The sequence below is a fragment of the Capnocytophaga canis genome (genome assembly GCF_000827555.1).
GTDB classification, from domain to species: Bacteria; Bacteroidota; Bacteroidia; order Flavobacteriales; family Flavobacteriaceae; genus Capnocytophaga; species Capnocytophaga canis.
The window spans coordinates 1-19779 of the sequence record NZ_CDOI01000178.1; the positions used below are offsets into that span (position 1 = coordinate 1).

General features: G+C 35.7%; 17 protein-coding genes. 2 read left to right on the forward strand and 15 right to left on the reverse strand.

Translation table 11 applies throughout. The features are described from left to right. The 14 genes from CCAND38_RS09395 to CCAND38_RS09460 form a co-directional block, all read right to left on the reverse strand. Positions 1 to 747 (reverse strand): DegT/DnrJ/EryC1/StrS family aminotransferase (locus CCAND38_RS09395; RefSeq protein ID WP_042345023.1); only part of this gene is annotated, 747 nt, incomplete at its 3' end. Between the two features lie 61 nt (positions 748 to 808). Further along, positions 809 to 1459: a NeuD/PglB/VioB family sugar acetyltransferase gene (locus CCAND38_RS09400; RefSeq protein WP_042008895.1), complete on the reverse strand. Its 651-nt coding sequence runs from the start codon at positions 1457 to 1459 to the stop codon at positions 809 to 811. A 2-nt stretch (positions 1460 to 1461) separates the two neighbouring features. Next, positions 1462 to 2067, reverse strand: a complete 606-nt coding sequence (locus tag CCAND38_RS09405) for a sugar transferase (RefSeq protein WP_042008897.1) — start codon at positions 2065 to 2067, stop codon at positions 1462 to 1464. Further along, a complete protein-coding gene (locus tag CCAND38_RS09410; protein WP_197066351.1) occupies positions 2060 to 3223 on the reverse strand; it encodes a glycosyltransferase family 4 protein in 1164 nt (387 codons plus the stop codon). The genes CCAND38_RS09405 and CCAND38_RS09410 overlap by 8 nt, the downstream gene beginning before the upstream one ends. 12 nt (positions 3224 to 3235) lie before the next feature. After that, complete coding sequence (gene asnB / locus CCAND38_RS09415) at positions 3236 to 5068, reverse strand: asparagine synthase (glutamine-hydrolyzing) (protein ID WP_042345026.1); 1833 nt, start codon at positions 5066 to 5068, stop codon at positions 3236 to 3238. Between the two features lie 91 nt (positions 5069 to 5159). Then, positions 5160 to 6257: a glycosyltransferase family 4 protein gene (locus CCAND38_RS09420; protein ID WP_042345027.1), complete on the reverse strand. Its 1098-nt coding sequence runs from the start codon at positions 6255 to 6257 to the stop codon at positions 5160 to 5162. Between the two features lie 15 nt (positions 6258 to 6272). Beyond that, positions 6273 to 7157: a glycosyltransferase family A protein gene (locus CCAND38_RS09425; RefSeq protein ID WP_042345028.1), complete on the reverse strand. Its 885-nt coding sequence runs from the start codon at positions 7155 to 7157 to the stop codon at positions 6273 to 6275. After that, complete coding sequence (locus CCAND38_RS09430; RefSeq protein WP_197066352.1) at positions 7157 to 8122, reverse strand: EpsG family protein; 966 nt, start codon at positions 8120 to 8122, stop codon at positions 7157 to 7159. Before CCAND38_RS09430 ends, CCAND38_RS09425 begins: the two co-directional genes overlap by 1 nt. Before the next feature lie 159 nt (positions 8123 to 8281). Next, the gene (locus CCAND38_RS09435) at positions 8282 to 9793 is read right to left on the reverse strand and encodes an oligosaccharide flippase family protein (protein WP_042008910.1); all 1512 of its coding nucleotides are present in this window, start codon (positions 9791 to 9793) and stop codon (positions 8282 to 8284) included. 64 nt (positions 9794 to 9857) lie between these two features. After that, positions 9858 to 11186: a nucleotide sugar dehydrogenase gene (locus CCAND38_RS09440; protein ID WP_042345031.1), complete on the reverse strand. Its 1329-nt coding sequence runs from the start codon at positions 11184 to 11186 to the stop codon at positions 9858 to 9860. Between the two features lie 2 nt (positions 11187 to 11188). After that, positions 11189 to 11548, reverse strand: a complete 360-nt coding sequence (locus tag CCAND38_RS09445; protein ID WP_197066353.1) for a four helix bundle protein — start codon at positions 11546 to 11548, stop codon at positions 11189 to 11191. Between the two features lie 76 nt (positions 11549 to 11624). Continuing rightward, positions 11625 to 12614: an SDR family oxidoreductase gene (locus CCAND38_RS09450; protein ID WP_042345040.1), complete on the reverse strand. Its 990-nt coding sequence runs from the start codon at positions 12612 to 12614 to the stop codon at positions 11625 to 11627. A 23-nt stretch (positions 12615 to 12637) separates the two neighbouring features. Next, entirely contained in the window at positions 12638 to 14086 is a 1449-nt protein-coding gene (gene miaB, locus CCAND38_RS09455) for a tRNA (N6-isopentenyl adenosine(37)-C2)-methylthiotransferase MiaB (protein WP_042008915.1), read from the reverse strand. Positions 14087 to 14216: 130 nt separating this feature from the next. Next, complete coding sequence (locus CCAND38_RS09460; RefSeq protein ID WP_042345034.1) at positions 14217 to 14951, reverse strand: FadR/GntR family transcriptional regulator; 735 nt, start codon at positions 14949 to 14951, stop codon at positions 14217 to 14219. Positions 14952 to 15118: 167 nt separating this feature from the next. Here CCAND38_RS09460 and CCAND38_RS09465 point away from each other — a divergent pair, with 167 nt between their 5' ends. Then, on the forward strand, positions 15119 to 16276 hold the full coding sequence (locus CCAND38_RS09465; RefSeq protein WP_042345036.1) for a n-acyl-d-glucosamine 2-epimerase: 1158 nt from the start codon (positions 15119 to 15121) through the stop codon (positions 16274 to 16276). 15 nt (positions 16277 to 16291) lie between these two features. Continuing rightward, positions 16292 to 17860: a sialidase family protein gene (locus tag CCAND38_RS09470; protein ID WP_042345037.1), complete on the forward strand. Its 1569-nt coding sequence runs from the start codon at positions 16292 to 16294 to the stop codon at positions 17858 to 17860. Positions 17861 to 18066: 206 nt separating this feature from the next. On the opposite strand, the gene CCAND38_RS09475 is transcribed toward CCAND38_RS09470, so the two are convergent. Further along, positions 18067 to 19638, reverse strand: coding sequence for a M81 family metallopeptidase (locus CCAND38_RS09475; protein ID WP_042345039.1), 1572 nt, complete (start codon positions 19636 to 19638; stop codon positions 18067 to 18069). Positions 19639 to 19779 lie beyond the last annotated feature (141 nt).

Below are 19779 nucleotides of genomic sequence, written 5' to 3' on the forward strand. Positions count from 1 at the left end.
CATTTGCCCACGACCGATTCCTGCCGAAATATTGCTCATTCTATAGTTGTACCCAATATGCGAATGCTGATAGTGCGGAGCATTATCCCTTGCCTGAGTGGAAAGAAATACAGCTTGGTCTTTCTGTGCTTGAGTTTTGCACACCAAAGCCCCTCCGCCTGAAGTGGTTATGATTTTATTTCCATTGAAACTCAAAATAGACATTTCTCCAAACGAACCGCATTTTTGCCCTTTATAAGTACTTCCAAGTGCCTCTGCTGCATCTTCCACTACTGGAATTTCGTACTTTTTGGCAATGCTTAAAATCTCGTCCAATTTTGCTGGCATTCCATAGAGATGCACCACGATAATCGCTTTGGGCTTTTTCCCTTTGGCGATGCGGTCTTGAATAGCCTCTTCCAAAGCCTGCGGACACATATTCCAAGTCTCGGGTTCGCTATCAATGAATACGGGGGTCGCCCCTTGATAGGCAATAGGATTTGCCGATGCCGAGAAAGTCATACTTTGGCAAATCACCTCATCACCTGCCTTTACTCCGAGAATAATCAATGCCAAATGCAAAGCAGCCGTACCTGCCGAGAGGGCAGCAATCTTAGTATTTTCTCCAATAAATTTCTCTAAATCTAGCTCAAAATTATTGACATTCGGCCCTAGAGGTGCTACCCAATTTTCATCAAAAGCCTCGTGTATGTATTTGAGTTCATTACCTCCCATATGCGGAGAGGAAAGCCATATTTTTGTGTTCATCTTATTTTGTTTTTCGCAATTTTGCACTACCTAAGTGCATTTTATTTATTTTTTTGCACTATTATAGTGCATGAGCATTGTTTTTTACCTTTATCACCTTGGCAGGGTTTCCTACCACTGTAGCATAATCAGGAACATCTCTAATCACCACAGCACCTGCCCCTATAAGACAATCATATCCTGTTTGTTTTACACCTGTCATAATAGTCGCTCCTATACCAACGTAAGACTTCTCTCTGACTAACACAGAAGCTCCCACGTTAACACCAAAAGAAATAAACACATTTTTTTGTATGACAGCATGATGCGAAATTATTGTTCCCGAACTAATCATGACATCGTTATCTATTACGGCCATAGGCATTATAACTACCCCTTGAAGAATATAAATTGCGCTATCTCCTAATATCACATCTGTACCTATATTGACGGTAGAATGAATATAGTTGGGTGTAGAAAAACCATTCTTTCTAACCTCTCTCAATATTCTTTCTCTACTACTCGTATCTCCTATTGGCACAAACACCTTTATTTTTCGGTCCATTTCATCTAATAAAAACTGAAGATTTCCTATAACGGGTAGCTGAGAAATAATTGTGCCTTTCAGTTGTGCATTATCATCTATAAAACCTAAAATTTCATATTCACTTTTCAAATATTTAGCATAAACTTGCCCATAAGTTCCTGCTCCAACTATAATACATTTATTCATACCTAATTGTATCTATTAAACCTTTCAACTGTAGCCTTACCTTTTTGATTTATTCCTTCTCTAATTATTATTTTCAATATGGTGAAAAACAATATTTTCAAATCCAATCCAAAACCTACATTATCCACATACCAAACATCGTATTCAAATTTTTTCTGCCACGATATGGCATTCCTTCCATTGATTTGAGCCCAGCCCGTTATCCCTGGTTTTATCTCATGTCTTCTACGCTGAAATTCATTATAAAGCTCCAAATACTGGGGTAAAAGCGGTCTTGGCCCTATCAAACTCATATCGCCTTTGATGACATTCAGCAGTTGCGGAATTTCATCTAAAGAAGTCTTGCGTACAAAACTACCAACTTTTGTTAATCGATCCGCATCAGGAAGTAAATTTCCGTGTTCATCTTTTTTATCGTTCATCGTTTTGAACTTGATGATTTTGAAAATCTTCCCATCTTTCCCGGGTCTCAGCTGAAAGAAAAACGGCTTTCCTTGATTGGCAAAAAATAAGCCTATCGTAACTATAATAAACACAGGACTCAACAGTAAAAATCCAATGAGTGCCAAAATGAAATCCAAAAAGGGTTTTATGAAAGTTTTATACATTTCTCCCTGCTATTAAAAAGTTATACTCCTCTAAAAGAGCCTTCCAAACTGCTTCTTGTTGGTACCTTTCCACAATCATTCTACGACTGTTTTGTTGCAACGAATAATACAATGATTTATCCTCCTTCATTTTCTTCATTGCTAGTTTCAGTTCTTCTACAGATTTGGAAGGGATAATGCATCCATTTTCTCCTTCCGCTATAATTTCATTACAACCATTGATATCGGAAACAATACTTGGCAATCCCATCGCCCCTGCTTGCATCACCACATTAGGGAACCCTTCTCGGTAGCTCGGAAAAGCCAAACAATCTGCAATAGCAAAATATAAACGAACATCCTTTTGAAAACCAACAGCAATGATATTTTCATTTTTCTGTATTTCTTTAATAGTATTGATTTCAAGAGGGTCTAAATCTTTTTCTTCTCTTCCTACCAATAAAAGTTTAGCATTAGGTAAATTTAGTTCAGAAAAAGCGACTATCAATTCGTTGACTCCCTTGTCTCTAACTAATCGTCCTACAAAGATAAAAACAAAATCATCAGGTTGTATATTCAATGTCTTTTTTAACTCTTGTTTTTCTTGGTCAGAAATGCTCTCAGGAGAGAAGTACTCAGTATTTATTCCGTTGGAAGAACCATTGGCAATTACTTTCAGCTTGTTTTTGGTGGTAAAATTATTTTCTAAAATAATATGGTATAAGCCTTTAGAATTTGGATAAACCTTTGTAGCACAGGAATAGGTGATTTTCTCTACAAAATTGAGTATTTTTCTTTTATTTCCTTTGGCTTCCATCAATGGCAATCCGGCTACGGTATGCAAACGATGAGGAACCCCTGCTAACTTTGCTGCCAACATTCCTATAGTACCTGCCTTAGGGGTATGTGTATGAACAATTTCGGGTTTTTCTTTTCTTAAAAAATTCCACATTTTCCAAAGCGACTTCAAATCTTGTAAAGGAGTGATTTGCCTCGACATTTCAATAGCCACGGTACGAATGCCCTCATCTTCTGAAACCTCACCTAATTCTTTTCCAAAAGAAGACACTCCCACCACTTCAAATCCGTTATCAGACATGAAAAAATGCTGTCCTTTCAGTAAGGTCTTCAAAGAAATAGGGACGGTGGTTATACGGAAGAGTTTAATTCGATTCATCGGCTATATTTATTACAAGTCATATATATTTTTATACCATTTTTGAAAACAATAGAAGGTCCATACTCGAAATGAATTATCTTCTCTACTCTGCACATGATTGAGCACTATTCTTTTTATCTCTGCAACATTAAAAATATTTTGTTTTTCAAGAAATCCATCTTCTATATAACTAAGTAGCTCATCTTTCAGACCTTGTTTCAGCCAATCCCCCACAGGTACACCGAATCCTTGCTTTGATTTTTCTAAAAATCCTTCAGGAAATTGGTCTTCAAAAGCCTTTTTCAAAATCCTTTTTTTATCATTTCCTTTGAGAAGAAAGTGATCTGGCAATGAATGTGTATAATTCCAAAGAGCATGAGTCAATAAAGGAGCACGACACTCCAATGAAGCAAGCATGCTAGTCCTATCCACTTTAACAATCATATCTCCTTCAAGACTGAGCATTTTGTCCACCTGTCTAAAATCAGACAATGATTGTGGTTTAGGAAGCTGACTCTTGTAATATTTCAAAGGATTTTCCGTAAAATAAGATGATAACATATATCTATCTAACTCATGTTCTGGAAAACCTAATTTAATGATATTATAAAAAAATTCACCATCATAATTAATAGATTGTAATGCTTTTCTTATTTTAAATTTCAAGCCTCTATGATCTTCCCTTTGTTTAGTAAAAACATTCGAAATATTTACAATGCTATTATGAAAAAACTGAGGTACAATGGAAGTGTACTTATGGTTAATCGCTCCTATTCGATATTTGTTATATCCTCCGAAAACCTCATCACCTCCATCCCCTGTGAGTGCCACTTTTACAAAGTCACTTGTTTTTTTGGCTACCATATAGCTTGGCAAAGCTGAAGAATCTGCAAAAGGCTGATCAAAATTCAATAAAATAGCATCTAAATGTTGTGTTAAATCCTTCTGAGAAATAACAAATTCATTGTGTTCGCTTCCTATCAACTGAGCTACCATTCTAGATTTTTCAGTTTCGTCAAAAGATTTTTTATCAAAACCTATTGAAAAAGTATTGATTTTCTGGTCAGTATTTTGTGCCAAACATAAACTGACAATAGAAGAATCTACCCCTCCTGAAAGAAATGTACCCAAAGGCACATCAGAAACGCTCATGGCTAATACACTCTCAGTAACCAAATCCTTGACTTTCTTTTTTGCAGAATAAAAGTCTATATTTTGTTTTTGAACTTTATCTGTATGAATAGGTTCTATATAATAAGTATCTGCTTTTAAATCATAGATCAGCAAGCTATTGGCTTCTAATTTCTTTACCCCCTCATATATTGTAAAAGGTGCTGGAATATAAGTCAACTGAAAATAAAGATTCAGTCCTATTTTATCAATTTTTGGTTTTTGAGACAAAGTTGAAATAATTTCTTTCAACTCTAATGACCAAACGAATCCATTTTGTGTTTGAGTATAATATAATGACTTATTTCCAAAGAAATCTCTAGCGATAAATACTTTATCATTACTTTTATCATATAGAGCAATAGCAAACATACCATCAAGCATTTTAAAGCACTGATTTCCATATTCTTGATATAAATAAAGTATTAATTCTGTATCAGATTTATTTTTAAAACGGTAACCTTCGTTTTCTAATTTTTTTCTGAGTGAAGAATAATTATAAATTCTCCCATCAAAAGTAAGAACTTTAAACTGCTCTTCTAGATGAACAGGATATGTATGTTTTTCTTTTTCCTCTACGAAAATTCTATGCTCGTCATGTTTTGGATGAATAATTTTCAAATTCATCTCTTCCGAATGCTGTTTAGACAACAAATCTGCTTTTTTATATATTAATCCCTTGATTCCGCTCATAATAAAAATGTTACAAAAAATACTTTAATTCCCCCTTTGTATATACCACTAAAATATCATAAAAATACCGTGAATTTATGTATCGTAATATTCATTTCAATAACCTTTGATATAATTGAAATGTTTGATCAACGGTTTTTTGAATATCATATTGCTTAGCTTTTTCTTTACATTTTTTTCCTACTTCTATCGCCAATTGTTTATCAGTCATCAGTTTTAATAAAATTGATGATAGCTCTTTATAATTTTCATTCTCAAATAAAATTCCTGAACCATTTACTATATCTCTCAACCCCTCTACATCGGATGCTACAAAAGGTTTTTCAGATGCCATTCCTTCTATAGACGAAAGAGATAATCCTTCAAAATCAGAAGACAATACATTAACATCTACCGTTTTTAGTAGCTCTGGAATATCCATCCTTAATCCTAAAAAAAACACACGATGCTCTAAATCCAACTCCTTTACCAAAGTTTTAATTTGCTTTTTTCTCTCATCTGGTCCATCCCCTATTAAAAGTAATTTAGCCGATTCTGGTAATAAAGACATAGCCTTTACAAGTATATCTTGCCTTTTTCCAATTCTAAATGCAGAGATTTGAGCAATTAAAAAATCATTTTTATCAATTTGTTTTATTTCTAATTTTTCTTTTTCATACCCCCTTGCAGTAAAAATCCTACATAAGTTCACTCCATTGTCTATTAAAGTTATAGGAAATTTATTCAAATATCTATCAAAAGTCGATTTTACATCATGAGAAACGGCTATTAAATGATCATACAGCTTATACACTTTCTTATCTAATATTGATAATAACATATTATTTGTCCGAGTGTTAAATGTACTATGTTCACTAAATACTAACTTAACTTTTGATAGAGATAATAATTTCGCAAAAGCTACAAAGTACATAGCGGGAAAGAGATGCACATGTACCAAATCATACTCACGCAAAAGGGGAATCATTTTAAAAATAAGCAGAGGATTATATGGGGTTCCCTTAGAAAGTTCTATTATTTTAATATTAGTATTTTTTTTCATCTGCTCATAAAAAGGATAAGCTTTAGCATCCAATAGAGCCAAATGTATCTCTACCCCTTTTTTTTGAGATAGTAATGGAAGCGTATCCAAGATTAATTTTTCGGCTCCTCCTGTCCCTAAAGAATTTATTACATGTAACACCTTCATCTTAAGTAATCATTTTTAAAATCGAATTTTGCACCTAATATACATATTTAATATGAAGCCTAATGGCAAAACTATCCAATTTTGATATATTTTTTCACCTTTCAAAATCAATTTTATATCTTTAGCAAAAATTGCAGAAGAAACAAGATGCACCGAACTTTTTAAATTTGAAATAAAAGATTTTTCATACTTCTTATAAATATTTCTAGCGTATGCAAATCCTCTTGGAGACTGTTTGTATTGCTTAAAAATAGTTTTGGAAGAACCTTCCTCCTGATATTCTACAATGCAATACACTTCATTTTGATACATAAAGTCATAATCTCTTCCTATCATAATGTATAGCACATCCAAAGGAACTAGACGTTCATGTTCATATTCTGGATACAATGGATATTGTTTTATAACATCGGTACGAACTACAAGTTTTTTATCTCCCTTTACTCCGTACTTATTATATAAATCCCAAAGAGAACCTTTTTTAAGTCCTACAGGAATATCTGTACCTATTATTTTCCCTTTATTATCTGCATCTAAACCTATAATTCCTGCAATTTTTTCTTTGTTTTCAATTTGCAACCAAGTAATCAATATTTTTTGAATAGCATCTCTAGGCATATAATCATCTGAATCTATACACACATTAAGTTCTGTTGATATATTTTTGTATGCAAGATTATGTCCTGTATGCATACCACCATTTTCTTTAAAAAGATAAGTTATTTCTATTATATTATCCTTTTGCCATTGACGAATCAATTCTTGAGTATTATCATGAGAGCCATCATCTATTACGAGCCATATAAAATCTCTAGAAGTCTGTTCACAAAGACTTTGATACAGCCTTGGTAACAAATGAGCTCTATTATATGTGGGAGTAAAAACAGTGATTTTTTTCATTACATAGATATTAAAAACATAAAAAAAGTAAAACCGAAATAAGCCAAAGTAACATACACCAAAAATTGAGTTTGTTTAGACATAATCTTATGTTTTATCAGTGGAAAAACAATGACTAGTGCCATCATAAACCAAGATAAATAAGCAAATCTATTTGAGAAGTTAGCTTTAATAACTAATATCCAAAAACTATTGGCTATCAAGTAGGTGCAATACAGCACTAAGTACGGTTTGTATTTGTAATTTAGCTTGAAAACATAATACCATCCTGCTATTATTGCAGAAGCACTATACAATAAAAAGTCCCAACGAAATCCTGTACTTGAAAAATGATCATCATTCACATTTCCATCTGTAAGATAAGAGGTTCTGCTACTATCTATGAAACCAGCAAAAATGCCTTGTAAATCCATACCTGCTACCAAAGATATTGGAATACATGCTATCCAAAAGTACAAATAATATTTGGGCTGAGTATAAAAATTTGCTAATAAATATGCTAACATCGGCAAAGCTACAGAGTTATGAATACTTACAGCAATAAATAAGATGAGTCCTCGCCATAACCATTGAGTTCTTGATATGGCTAATAAAAAAAATGATGTTGCTATCCCATTTCTTATACCATTCGTTCCATAAGCCCAAAAAGAAAAAGAAACGCTCAATAATAAAAACGCATAAAACCAATAAGCCTTGAACCATTTATTACTGACAAAGTATAAAGGCACAATATACATGGCTGCACAAGTCAAGAAGTAAGCATGTACGCTCATGAAAGAGGAGCAAATTTTTGTAAATATATGAAATAACACATCCTCTTTAATAGTGATTGGGTTCCCTTCCTGATAATTGTTAAAATAGTTTGCATAGACACTCATGTCACCGAAATATTGACCACTCACAGGCCTGAAGCCTACGTAAAAAACTAATCCTATTAAAAATAACATTCCAATATTTTGGGACATTATTACAACTTTTCTATCTTGCAAATCTTTTGACATGGTATGAATACCTATAAACAATACTATTATCAAACTTGTATAATAGTATAAAGGTTTATAATATTCTAAAGGAATCCAGTCAAACATTTTTTGCTCTGTTAGTGAATTTTAATACAGAATCTTCTAAGGTTTCAAATAGTGCTTTATTAAACTTACAATCATACCTTTTTCTTGGGTATTCATTCCGATGGTATAGAGAGAACAAATATATACTATACCTATTAGTACTGCCTTTATCATAAAATCTAACCAACCAACTTTAAATAGAACTATTTGAGTTATTAAAAAAGATACTACCAAGGTTAATACAAACACAAACACCAACCCTTTTGCTGTTAACTTAAAAAATAATATAATATCTAATCCAAGCTTCTTAACAAAAAAAACATTCATAATAATCTGTGCAATAATCCATCCTGTTGCAATTCCACTAATAACACCAATCACGCCAAATTTTTCAACAAGAAACAAAGAACTTAACATTCCTAAAACTATGCAACCTAAATAAATCAAAGCGTTATATTTAAAAAGATTTTTAGCTTCTAATATAGAGTTGGCAAACTTTTGAATTAGAGGTGTAGTGTATCCTATCATTACGATAACTGCTATATAGTAAGATTCGATATAATTCTTACCAACCCATAGGCTTACAAACTGCCTCCCTAAAAGCAAGAATTCAATAAATATGAGCATTAAAGAAAATAATGAAAATCTTGCGATTTTAGTCATCTGAAAAGTCAGCTCAATTGAACTCGTTTTTTTTACAATCATTTGAATAGCCTTGGGTAAAAAAAGATTAGATATTGCTCCCGAAAAAGCTGCATAATAAGACCCTAGTACAATTCCTATCGCATAAATCCCCACTTGAGAAGGATCTGACTTTGTTCCTATTATAAACTGCCCTCCTTTCCATAGTATTTGTTCAGTAACTGCAAACAGAAAAATCCACATAGAATAAGAAAATATTTCGAAGATAAATCTCTTATTCATTTTATGAAAACGAAAAATAATTTTTAAATTATTTTTAACATAAAAATAACTTATTAATATAAAAAAAACATTTAGAATGGTATCCAACAGCACCAGTCCCACAGAATCGGCCCCTTGATACAGCACAGTAATAACTAAAACACTACGAAGTACATACTTAATAACATTCATTGCTCTTGGAAAAACAAAATGCTCATAGGCATTACAAATTGCAGCGAAAGAGCCTCCAGGTATAGATACCATCAAATTAAAAACAAGCAAAAGCATCATTAATTTTGCTTTTGAAATTTGTTCAGGATTTAATGTTTCTCCGAAAATATTTTCTATATTAGAGTATAGAGACAATCCAAATATCATAACAATCAATGAAATACCTCCATATATCATTAAGGAGGTTCCTAAGAAATCTTCTTCTTTCTTTTTATTATTTTCTGCTCTATATTTAGCAACATATCTTACAATTGTATTGTTTAATCCCAAATCCATAATAGATAAATAACCTACAAATGCTCCTATCAAAGTATAAAGTCCATATTCACTATCTCCTAACGAACGAATGATAAAAGGGGTAAGTACTAACCCTACAACATTAGTAAGAATGATGTTTAAATATGATAATATAGCTCCTTTTTTCAGCTGGTTCATTGGTGTATATTTTACTAAATCATCTTTTTATTTTAATAAGTTTAATTTTTTCTTCATTTACTAATCACAACCTCCCATCTACTGCCTCTAAAATTCCCTTTACATCATACACCACGGCATTTTCTTTGGTCAAAGAATGAATATCCAACTCTTTAAATTCTTTATGAGCCACACCTAATACAATAGCATCAAACTTTGTAGAAGATAGTTTCTGGGTGCTTTCCAGACCATATTCGTGTTGTACTTCTTCTGGATTTGCCCAAGGGTCAAAAATAGTTACTTTTACGCCAAAATCTTCCAAAGCAGCAATCACATCCACAATTTTCGTATTGCGAACATCAGGACAGTTTTCTTTAAAGGTAATTCCTAACATCAATACTTCTGCTCCATTCACATTGATATTCTTTTTAATCATTGCCTTTACCACTTGCTCTGCTACATATTTGCCCATCGAATCGTTCAATCTTCTTCCTGCCAAAATAATCTCAGGATGATAACCGTATTCTTGCGCTTTTTGAGCCAAGTAGAATGGGTCAACACCGATGCAATGTCCGCCCACTAAACCTGGTTTGAATGGTAAGAAATTCCACTTCGTACCTGCAGCTGCCAACACGGCATGGGTATCGATATCCATCAAATTGAAAATCTTTGCCAACTCATTAACGAAAGCAATGTTAATGTCTCGTTGTGAATTTTCAATTACTTTTGCCGCCTCAGCCACTTTTATGGTCGGTGCCAAATGCGTACCTGCTGTAATCACCGATTGGTAAATATCATCTACGATTTTTCCTATTTCTGGTGTAGAACCGGAGGTTACTTTTAAAATTTTCTCTACCGTGTGCTCCTTGTCTCCTGGATTAATACGCTCTGGGGAATAACCTGCAAAGAAATCCACATTGTACTTCATTCCTGAAATTTTCTCTACCACAGGGATACAATCTTCCTCCGTAGCCCCTGGATATACCGTAGATTCATAGACTACAATATCTCCTTTTTTCAGTACTTTCCCCACCGTTTCACTGGCTTTTATTAAAGGCGTAAGCACAGGACGATTGTTTTTATCCACTGGCGTAGGAACGGTAACGATGTAAATATTCGCGTCCTCAATATCTTTTAAATCTGCCGAACATAAGAGTCCATTATTTCCTGTTTTTAGAGGATTCTCTTTCACTAAAGCGGATTGTAATAACTCATCAGAAACTTCCAAAGTATCATCATGTCCTCCGTTAAGTTTTTCTACTCGTTCTTTATTAATATCAAATCCTACTACGGGATATTTTGTAGCAAAAAGTCTGGCCAATGGCAGCCCTACATATCCCAATCCGATAACAGCGATTTTAGGATTCGTGGTTAGTGATTGGAGATTAGTGATTGGAGTATTCGTAATGTTCATGTTTATTTCAATTTTAATTTCAAACTTTTTATCAAGGCTAACAGCTGTTTCTTTATAATCAACACTTTTTCAGATAATATTTCTGTGTTTTCAGTGTATTTTTGTCTAAATGCAATCTCAATTTGTGTATCTAATTCACTTGGTGAGCTTAAAGCAATATAACAAAATTGTAAATATTCCTTAGTATTTTTTCTATCAAAACCTTCGGCGATATTAGATGGAATAGAAATTGATGCCCTTCTTATTTGACTGGTCAAAACAAACAACTCCTCTCGCGGAAACGATTTCGTCAATATATAAACATCGTCCACTAAATTCATTGCATTTTTCCAAACATCCAATTCTCTATAACTCAACATCATATTTTATGGTTATTTATTGTTAATAATTCTCCCTCCATTCACTACCCACTATTCACTACCCACTATTCACTACCCACTACTTCAAATTTTCCCAATACCAATCTACGGCTTCTTTTAACCCTTCTGCAAATTTATGAGAGGGCTGATACCCTAAGTTTTTCTGTGCTTTTTCTATGGAAGCCAAAGAATGCGGTACATCACCCAAACGGTTAGGGCCGTTCAGAATTTCTACTTCTGCAATTTTAGGGTCATACTCGGCAAGAAACTTCCTTAGCAATTCGGCCATATCTTTGATAGTCGTTCTGTCTCCCACTGCCGTGTTATATACTTGATTAACTGCATTTTCATTCTCTGAAATCATCGCTAAAAGATTCATCTGAATCACATTGTCAATATAAGTAAAATCACGAGAATAAGTTCCATCGCCATTAATGGTAGGCGATTGGTGGTTCATCAGCTGAATCACAAATTTGGGAATTACCGCCGCATACGCTCCTTTAGGATCTTGTCTTCTTCCGAAGACATTAAAATATCTCAATCCAATAGTATCAAAATCATAAGTTCTTTTGAATACATCAGCATATAGTTCATTTACATATTTGGTAATCGCATATGGAGAAAGAGGTTTTCCGATGACATCCTCCACCTTAGGTAGCGATTTAGAATCACCATAAGTAGAGGAACTCGCGGCATAAACCAAGCGTTTTACTCCTGCGTCTCTCGCAGCTACCAGCATATTAAGGAAGCCGCCCACATTCACATCGTTGCTTGTAATTGGGTCGTTGATAGAACGAGGTACAGAACCTAAAGCAGCCTGATGCAAGACAAAATCCTGTCCTTCACAAGCTTTTCTACAAGTTTCTAAATCACGGATATCTCCCTCTATCAAGGTAAAATTCTCATTGGATAGGAAAGCCTCTATATTGTGTCTATGTCCTGTGGCAAAATTATCCAAAACGGTCACCATAGCTCCTAATTCCAAGAGCTTTTCAGAAAGATTAGAACCGATGAAGCCTGCTCCACCGGTTACTAATATTTTTTTGTTTTTCAACTCAGAAAATTCCATCTGCATCATCACTCAGATTTCTTCTATTTCATTATTTCGCTATATCCTATCGCTTTTCCTATGAGCGTAGTTGAAGTACAACTTTCTATCTTAACATTCACAAAATCCCCTACTTTGTAATGTTCTTTCGGGAAAACCACCACTGTATTTTGAGTGTTACGCCCCATCCACTGAGCATCTGATTTTTTGGAATTTCCCTCTATGAGCACCTCGCAAATCTGTCCGATTTTTTGTTGTGTGCGATACAGACTGTGTTTCTGTTGTAGGTCTATAATTTCTGCTAAACGACGTTTCTTTGTTTCTTCGGGAACATCATCAGCGATTTTGCGAGCAGCTAATGTTCCTGGTCGTTCTGAATAGGCAAACATAAATCCAAAATCATATTTCACATATTCCATGAGAGAAAGCGTATCTTGGTGATCCTCTTCAGTTTCCGTTGGAAATCCTGCAATCATATCTTGAGAAATGGCACATTCAGGCATACGCTCACGAATGTTGTCAATCAACGTAAAATACTCAGCTCGAGTATGTAGTCTATTCATTGCTTGGAGTATGCGATCGCTTCCGCTTTGTACAGGCAAATGAATATACTTGCAGATATTATGATGTTTTGCCATCGTATCTATCACATCCAAAGTCATATCTTGAGGATTGGATGTTGAAAAACGAATACGCATTTTTGGATGTGCCGTGGCAACCATATCCAATAATTTGGCAAAATTGACCGCCGTTGCCTTTTCCATTTCAGTAGCTTTATCAAAATCCTTCTTAAGTCCGCCACCATACCAAAGGTAGCTATCTACATTCTGTCCCAATAGAGTAACTTCCTTAAAACCTGCTACTTGCAAACTATTGATTTCTTCAAGTATAGAAAATGGATCGCGACTTCGTTCACGCCCTCTCGTAAAAGGTACGATGCAGAATGTACACATATTATCACATCCACGCATAATTGAAACGAAAGCAGTTACTCCATTGCTATTGAGACGTATAGGAGAAACATCGGCATACGTTTCTTCCTTGGAAAGAATCACATTTACGGCCTCTCGTCCTCCATCTACCTCTTGTAATAAGTTAGGCAAATCTTTATAGGCATCAGGGCCAACTACCATATCTACTATCTTTTCCTCCTCCAAAAAGGCATGTTTCAAACGTTCTGCCATACAGCCCAACACCCCCACTTTCATAGCCGGACGACTGCGTTTTACAGAGTTAAATTGCTCCAGCCGTTTTCGAATGGTTTGTTCAGCTTTCTCACGAATCGAACAAGTATTAAGCAACACCAAATCGGCCTCCTCTAAAGTTTGCGTAGTATTGTAGCCCTCTTGAGAAAGAATAGAAGCCACAATCTCACTATCAGAAAAATTCATCTGACAGCCATAACTTTCGATATATACCTTTTTGCTGTTATTTCTATTTACCTCTAAAACAAGACTTTGCCCCTGCTTCGATTCATCTATCACTTTTTCCATAAATGCATATTTTTCAAGCCACAAAGATAGAAAATAATTAGCAATCCACAACCTGATTCACCGTTGTTTTTGAAAAACAACAACTTACCAAAACAAATCAGATTGCACTGGAACTGCCTACCCAACACCACTAACATTTACTTCGCAAAATTCGACTGAAATGCGGTTGCAAATGTTGTCGCATAGCTTCGCGAAATGATTGCGGAGTCCCATTTTTTAATTCCTCCACCAAATCTCTGTGAGTTACTATGGAAATTTCGTCTTCCAGAGTACCATTCGCTAACGCTCCATTCATCTCTTCTCTTTGGAGGTGATGAACATATTCAAATACTGGAAGGATAATTTTCTGAAATCGCAAAAGCATCTCATTATCAGCTATTTTGTAAAGTGATTTATGAAACAAGACCTCATCTTCCAATGAAAAGCTATTACTATCACATTGCACATCTCTGGTCTTATTGACAATTTGTTCCAATGTTTGAATTTGCTCTTGAGTTTTACGTGCAAACACAAAATCAGTCATTCCGATTTCAAACATCAATCGAAATTCAAACAAGTTATGCAATGTAGCTTTATCCAGCATGTGTGGATCGAGCATTTTCTCCAAATTTTCAATCAAATTGGGTTCTTTGAGAACCATCCCTTTATGTCTTTTTGACTCAATAAGTCCTAAGGTTCGCAGTCGTAACATAGCTTCTCTCACTGCCGTACGACTTACCCCCAACTGTTCAGCCAATTCCATCTCCTTTGGAAGCGAATCTCCAGGACGAAGATCATTTTCTTTGATATACAAAATAATTTGTTGTTCAATTCTATCTACTAAAGAGACATTTTCTGAGGGTTCTATTTTCTGAAGTTCTATCATTTGTTTTAATTATTTACGTCCACAACATGTTCTTTTATTCAAAAAAAAATCCTACATTTGCGGAGATTGAAAAGTGCTTCTTGGGTCAAGTAACAAAACCCCGCTAAGGTACGCCTTTTTTACATAAACAACAAACAAGTAGAGAAAAAATAACATAAACTATCTTTATGAAACACAGCGAACTTTACAAGAAAACATTATTAGAAGATGTCATTCCTTTCTGGGAAAAACATTCGTTAGACCACGAATTTGGCGGATATTTCACTTGCCTTGACCGTGAAGGAAACGTTTTTGACACCGATAAATTCATCTGGTTGCAAGGACGACAAGCGTGGACCTTTGCGATGCTTTACAATCAGGTAGAGAAAAATCCAAAATGGCTTGAAACCTCAAAATTAGGCGTTGAATTTCTGAAAAATCACGCAATGGATAGCGACGGGAATTTCTATTTTGCAGTCACTCGCGATGGCAAACCGCTGGTTCAACCTTACAACATTTTTTCGGATTGTTTTACAGCAATGGCTTTTAGTCAGTATGCAAAAGCCTCGGGTGATGAAACTTATAAAAAACTGGCTATCAGTACATATCACAACATATTAAAAAAACAAAACAATCCTAAAGGCAAATACGAAAAAACAACCGACATGCGTCCGCTCAAAGGATTTTCACTCCCGATGATTCTTTCTAATTTGGTTTTGGAATTGGAAAGCGTTCTTTCAGAAGAAGAAATCAACAAAACGATAGATTTCAGTATCAACGAAGTAATGAACGTGTTTTTAGATGCTGAAACGGGAATTATTTTTGAGAATGTTCGCCCTGACGGGAGCAAAGAAGATAGCTTCAACGGTCGATTGCTAAACCCCGGTCACGGCATTGAAGCAATGTGGTTTATGATTGATATTGCTGTTCGTCGTGGTGACCAATCGCTTATCGAAAAAGCGACACAGACTATTCTTAACATCCTCAATTACAGTTGGGACGAAAAACACGGAGGAATTCTGTATTTTATGGATTCCAAAGGAAATCCGCCACAACAATTGGAATGGGACCAAAAACTTTGGTGGGTGCATTTAGAAACTTTGGTAGCACTTTCAAAGGCGTATTTGCACACCAAAAACTCGGAGATTTGGACGTGGTACGAAAAAGTACACAACTATGCTTGGTCGCATTTCTCTGACCCTGAGTACGGTGAATGGTTCGGTTACCTGAATCGTGAAGGAAAACCTTTGCTCACTCTTAAAGGCGGAAAATGGAAAGGTTGCTTCCACGTGCCGAGAGCTATGTTCCAATGTTGGAAAACTTTTGAAAAAATTGAAAATCAATAAATAAAACGCATCATAATGAATCGAATTTTTTATCTTTTATTCGCTTTTGTTCTTTTGTCGGCTTGTGGAAGCCAAAAAAACGTAATCGGCGGCGGCGAATTTACACAACCCGAAATGCCTTTGGTCACAGGCAAGGAGAATTTATTAGCTTCTTTCAAGTTAGCTACTAAAAATTTGAATGCTATCACAGAGATGAAAGTTTTACTCAAATCCGAATTAAAATCTTTGGATTTAAGTGAAATAGTTATCTATTTAAGTGATAAAGAAAACTTTAAAGAAGCACAACAATTCGCTTCTACTAAAAACATTCAATCGACAACACTTCTGAAAGGTAATTATTTGCCCAAAACTGAAAACACTTATGTTTGGGTAACAACAAAAACGACTGAAAATCCGAATCTTTTGAACAAAATTAAAGTTTTTCAAATCGAATTTTTATCAAACGGGTCACGATACGTATATGTAAATCCGAAAAGTCCTGCACAACGCTTTGGGATAACGCTTCGCGATAAGAAACAAGACGGCATTGAATGTTATCGTATCCCTGGACTGGCGACCACCAACAAGGGAACGCTCATCGCGGTGTACGACAATCGTTACAACAATTGCAAAGATTTGCAGGAAGATGTAAACGTAGGAATGAGTCGAAGCACCGATGGCGGACAAACTTGGGAACCGATGAAGGAAATTATGGATTTGGGCGAATGGGGAGGACTTGATAATCGCCTTAACGGAATTGGCGACCCTGCCGTTTTGGTTGATAAAACCACAGGAACAATTTGGGTAGCAGCCCTTTGGCTCCACGGACACGATAAAGACAAAATGGCGTGGTGGGCTTCCAAACCAGGTATGACACCCCACGAAACTGGTCAGTTGATGCTCGTTAAAAGTGAAGATGACGGCATTACGTGGAGCGAACCTATCAACATCACGGCTCAAACTAAAGACCCAAAATGGTATCTTTTCTTCAACGGACCAGGTAGCGGTATCACCCTAAACGATGGAAAAATAATGTTTGCGGCACAATATAAAGATGAAAACCAAGTACCACATTCTACCTTAATATATAGCGACGACCACGGAAAAACGTGGCACTGTGGAACGGGAGCTAAATCGCATACTACAGAAGCACAAGTAGTTCAACTTTCCGACGGAAGTATAATGCTTAATATGCGTGACGACCGAAATCGGCAGAATTACACGCTTTCCGATGCCTTTCACGGACGTTCAGTGGCTGTTACTCGCGATTTTGGAAAAACGTGGACAGAACACAGCACATCACGTAAAGCACTAACCGAGCCCAATTGTATGGCAAGTATCATTTCCTACTCGGCTAATAACGGTAAACAATATTTGTTTTTCTCAAATCCTGCCGATGCAAAAAATAGAATTAACATCACCATCAAAGCGAGTGATGACGACGGCAATACGTGGAATAAACTCCCTCAAATAAAACTCTATGCCGATGGTAATTTCGGATATTCTTGCATGTCTCTGATCGATAACAAATACATCGGAATACTTTACGAAGGAGTTGGTGATTTAATCTTTCAAAAAATTCCTATTTCGGAACTTATAAAATAAACAAAAGATCTGAAAATATATCGTTTTAGCGACTTTCTCTTTCAAAATTATGCTATAAACCTCATCAAATTCAACCGCTCTGGGTGGAAAACTTTGATGAGGTTTCTTTATACTTCTGGGAAGTCTGATTTAAGTAATAGCAATCAATCACACAAAAAAGAGGCTATGGAAAATTCCCCAAATAGCCTCCTATATGTGATAAAAAATCATAGTTTCGTAACTGGTGGCTCATCTGCCAACGGCACAAAACGAGCCTTTAAATTAGGCGTGGGCATATCTGCATCTAATGGATACATCGGACGTTGGATACCTTTGTAAGGCAAACGCAATAAATCCTGATCAACACCACCTGGCGTTAAAGCCATTACCCAGCCTTTACGCATATTGTAAAGTTCAGGTACCAAATATCCGATTTTTACCACTAAAATATCCGTTTCTCGAGGGTTTAACCCAATTTCAGTAAAGTAACGCTCATAGTGATACGCTTTTCGTTTTTCGGTGATAATCACAGAAATAGCTCCACTTTTAACTACTACAATCGTATTGTTTTTATCGTCTTTTTCAATAGCTGTAATGGTTCCTGACACACGCACTGGCAGAGCGTAACGATCATCAACACGAGCTCCTGCCAAAGCATCAATTTTACCTCCTACTCCAATAGCTTGTGCTTGTCTTACAAATTCAGCATCAGGAATAGAGGCGTAAATAACACTTTTTCCTTTTTCAGATTTAAATTCAGGACGTTTGAAAAGCTCGGTAAGTGTCCATGTAACATCACCTGCTCCTCCTGCCGTCGGGTTATCTCCCATATCACTGATAATGAACGGTTTTTCTGTACTCGCTAAGGCTTGTGAAAGACACTCGGGCAAATAGGCTGTTGGTGCTACAAACTCAAATTTATCGCGTACATCCCAAAAATGTTTCGCCAAGGTTTCTGCCGCTTTGCCTACAGCTTCTTTATCATCACCATAAGTTAAAACAACCCCGTGATTGCGAGGCTCGTCTGCCCATGGATATGACATCCAAATAGAAGCATCAATGACCTTATCTCCGTCAATGAGACTCGGAATTTGTCCGTAAAGACTTTTGGCTGGTTCAATGCGTGTGCTTGTTTTTTCACCTGGAAGCAAAATTGGCACAGGAATCCATGCTTTGTAGGCTGGTTTGCCTTTGCCACTCTCCAATCGGTCAATCAAATTTACCAAAGCCCGTTTTTTAGAAATCATCGCATCTTCATGCGGTGCAAGTCGATAACAAGTCATCATATCTACATGCTGTGCCAAACGAGGTGAAACACTTCCATGTAAATCCATACAAGAAGACACCAGAACTTTATCACCGATTACCTCACGAATTCGAACTATTAAATCTCCCTCAGGATCTTCCAATCCTTGAACGCTCATCGCTCCATGAATATCGAAGAAAAGACCATCAATAGGCAAGGATTCTTTGAGCATTTCAAGTGTCTTATTTACCATTTTTTCATAAACCTCACGTTTTACAATACCTCCAGGCATAGCATGTGAACGCAAAGTAGGCACCCACTCAGCCCGTTGCACAACGGACGAATCGGGAACAAAAAAATTGTAATACGAGAAAATGCTATCACCTATACGCAACGGAAAAGCGTCTTCATCGGAAACAGCGGGTGAAAACGTACTTGACTCAATGGCAATACCTGCAATAGCAATACGAGGTAGTTTTTTCTCTGTTTTTGAGGAACAACCTATAAAAAAGGACAACCCCAAAAGAAATAGAATGTTTTTTATGTATCTCATAACTACAAAATTAGGTTAATAATAGCACAAAAATACAAAAAAAATGAAATAAATACAAAATAATCTCCCAAAGAAACTTATTTTTCCTCACTGCTAATCATTTATGAGTTAAAAAACTAACTTTCTTATTCAGAGCAAACC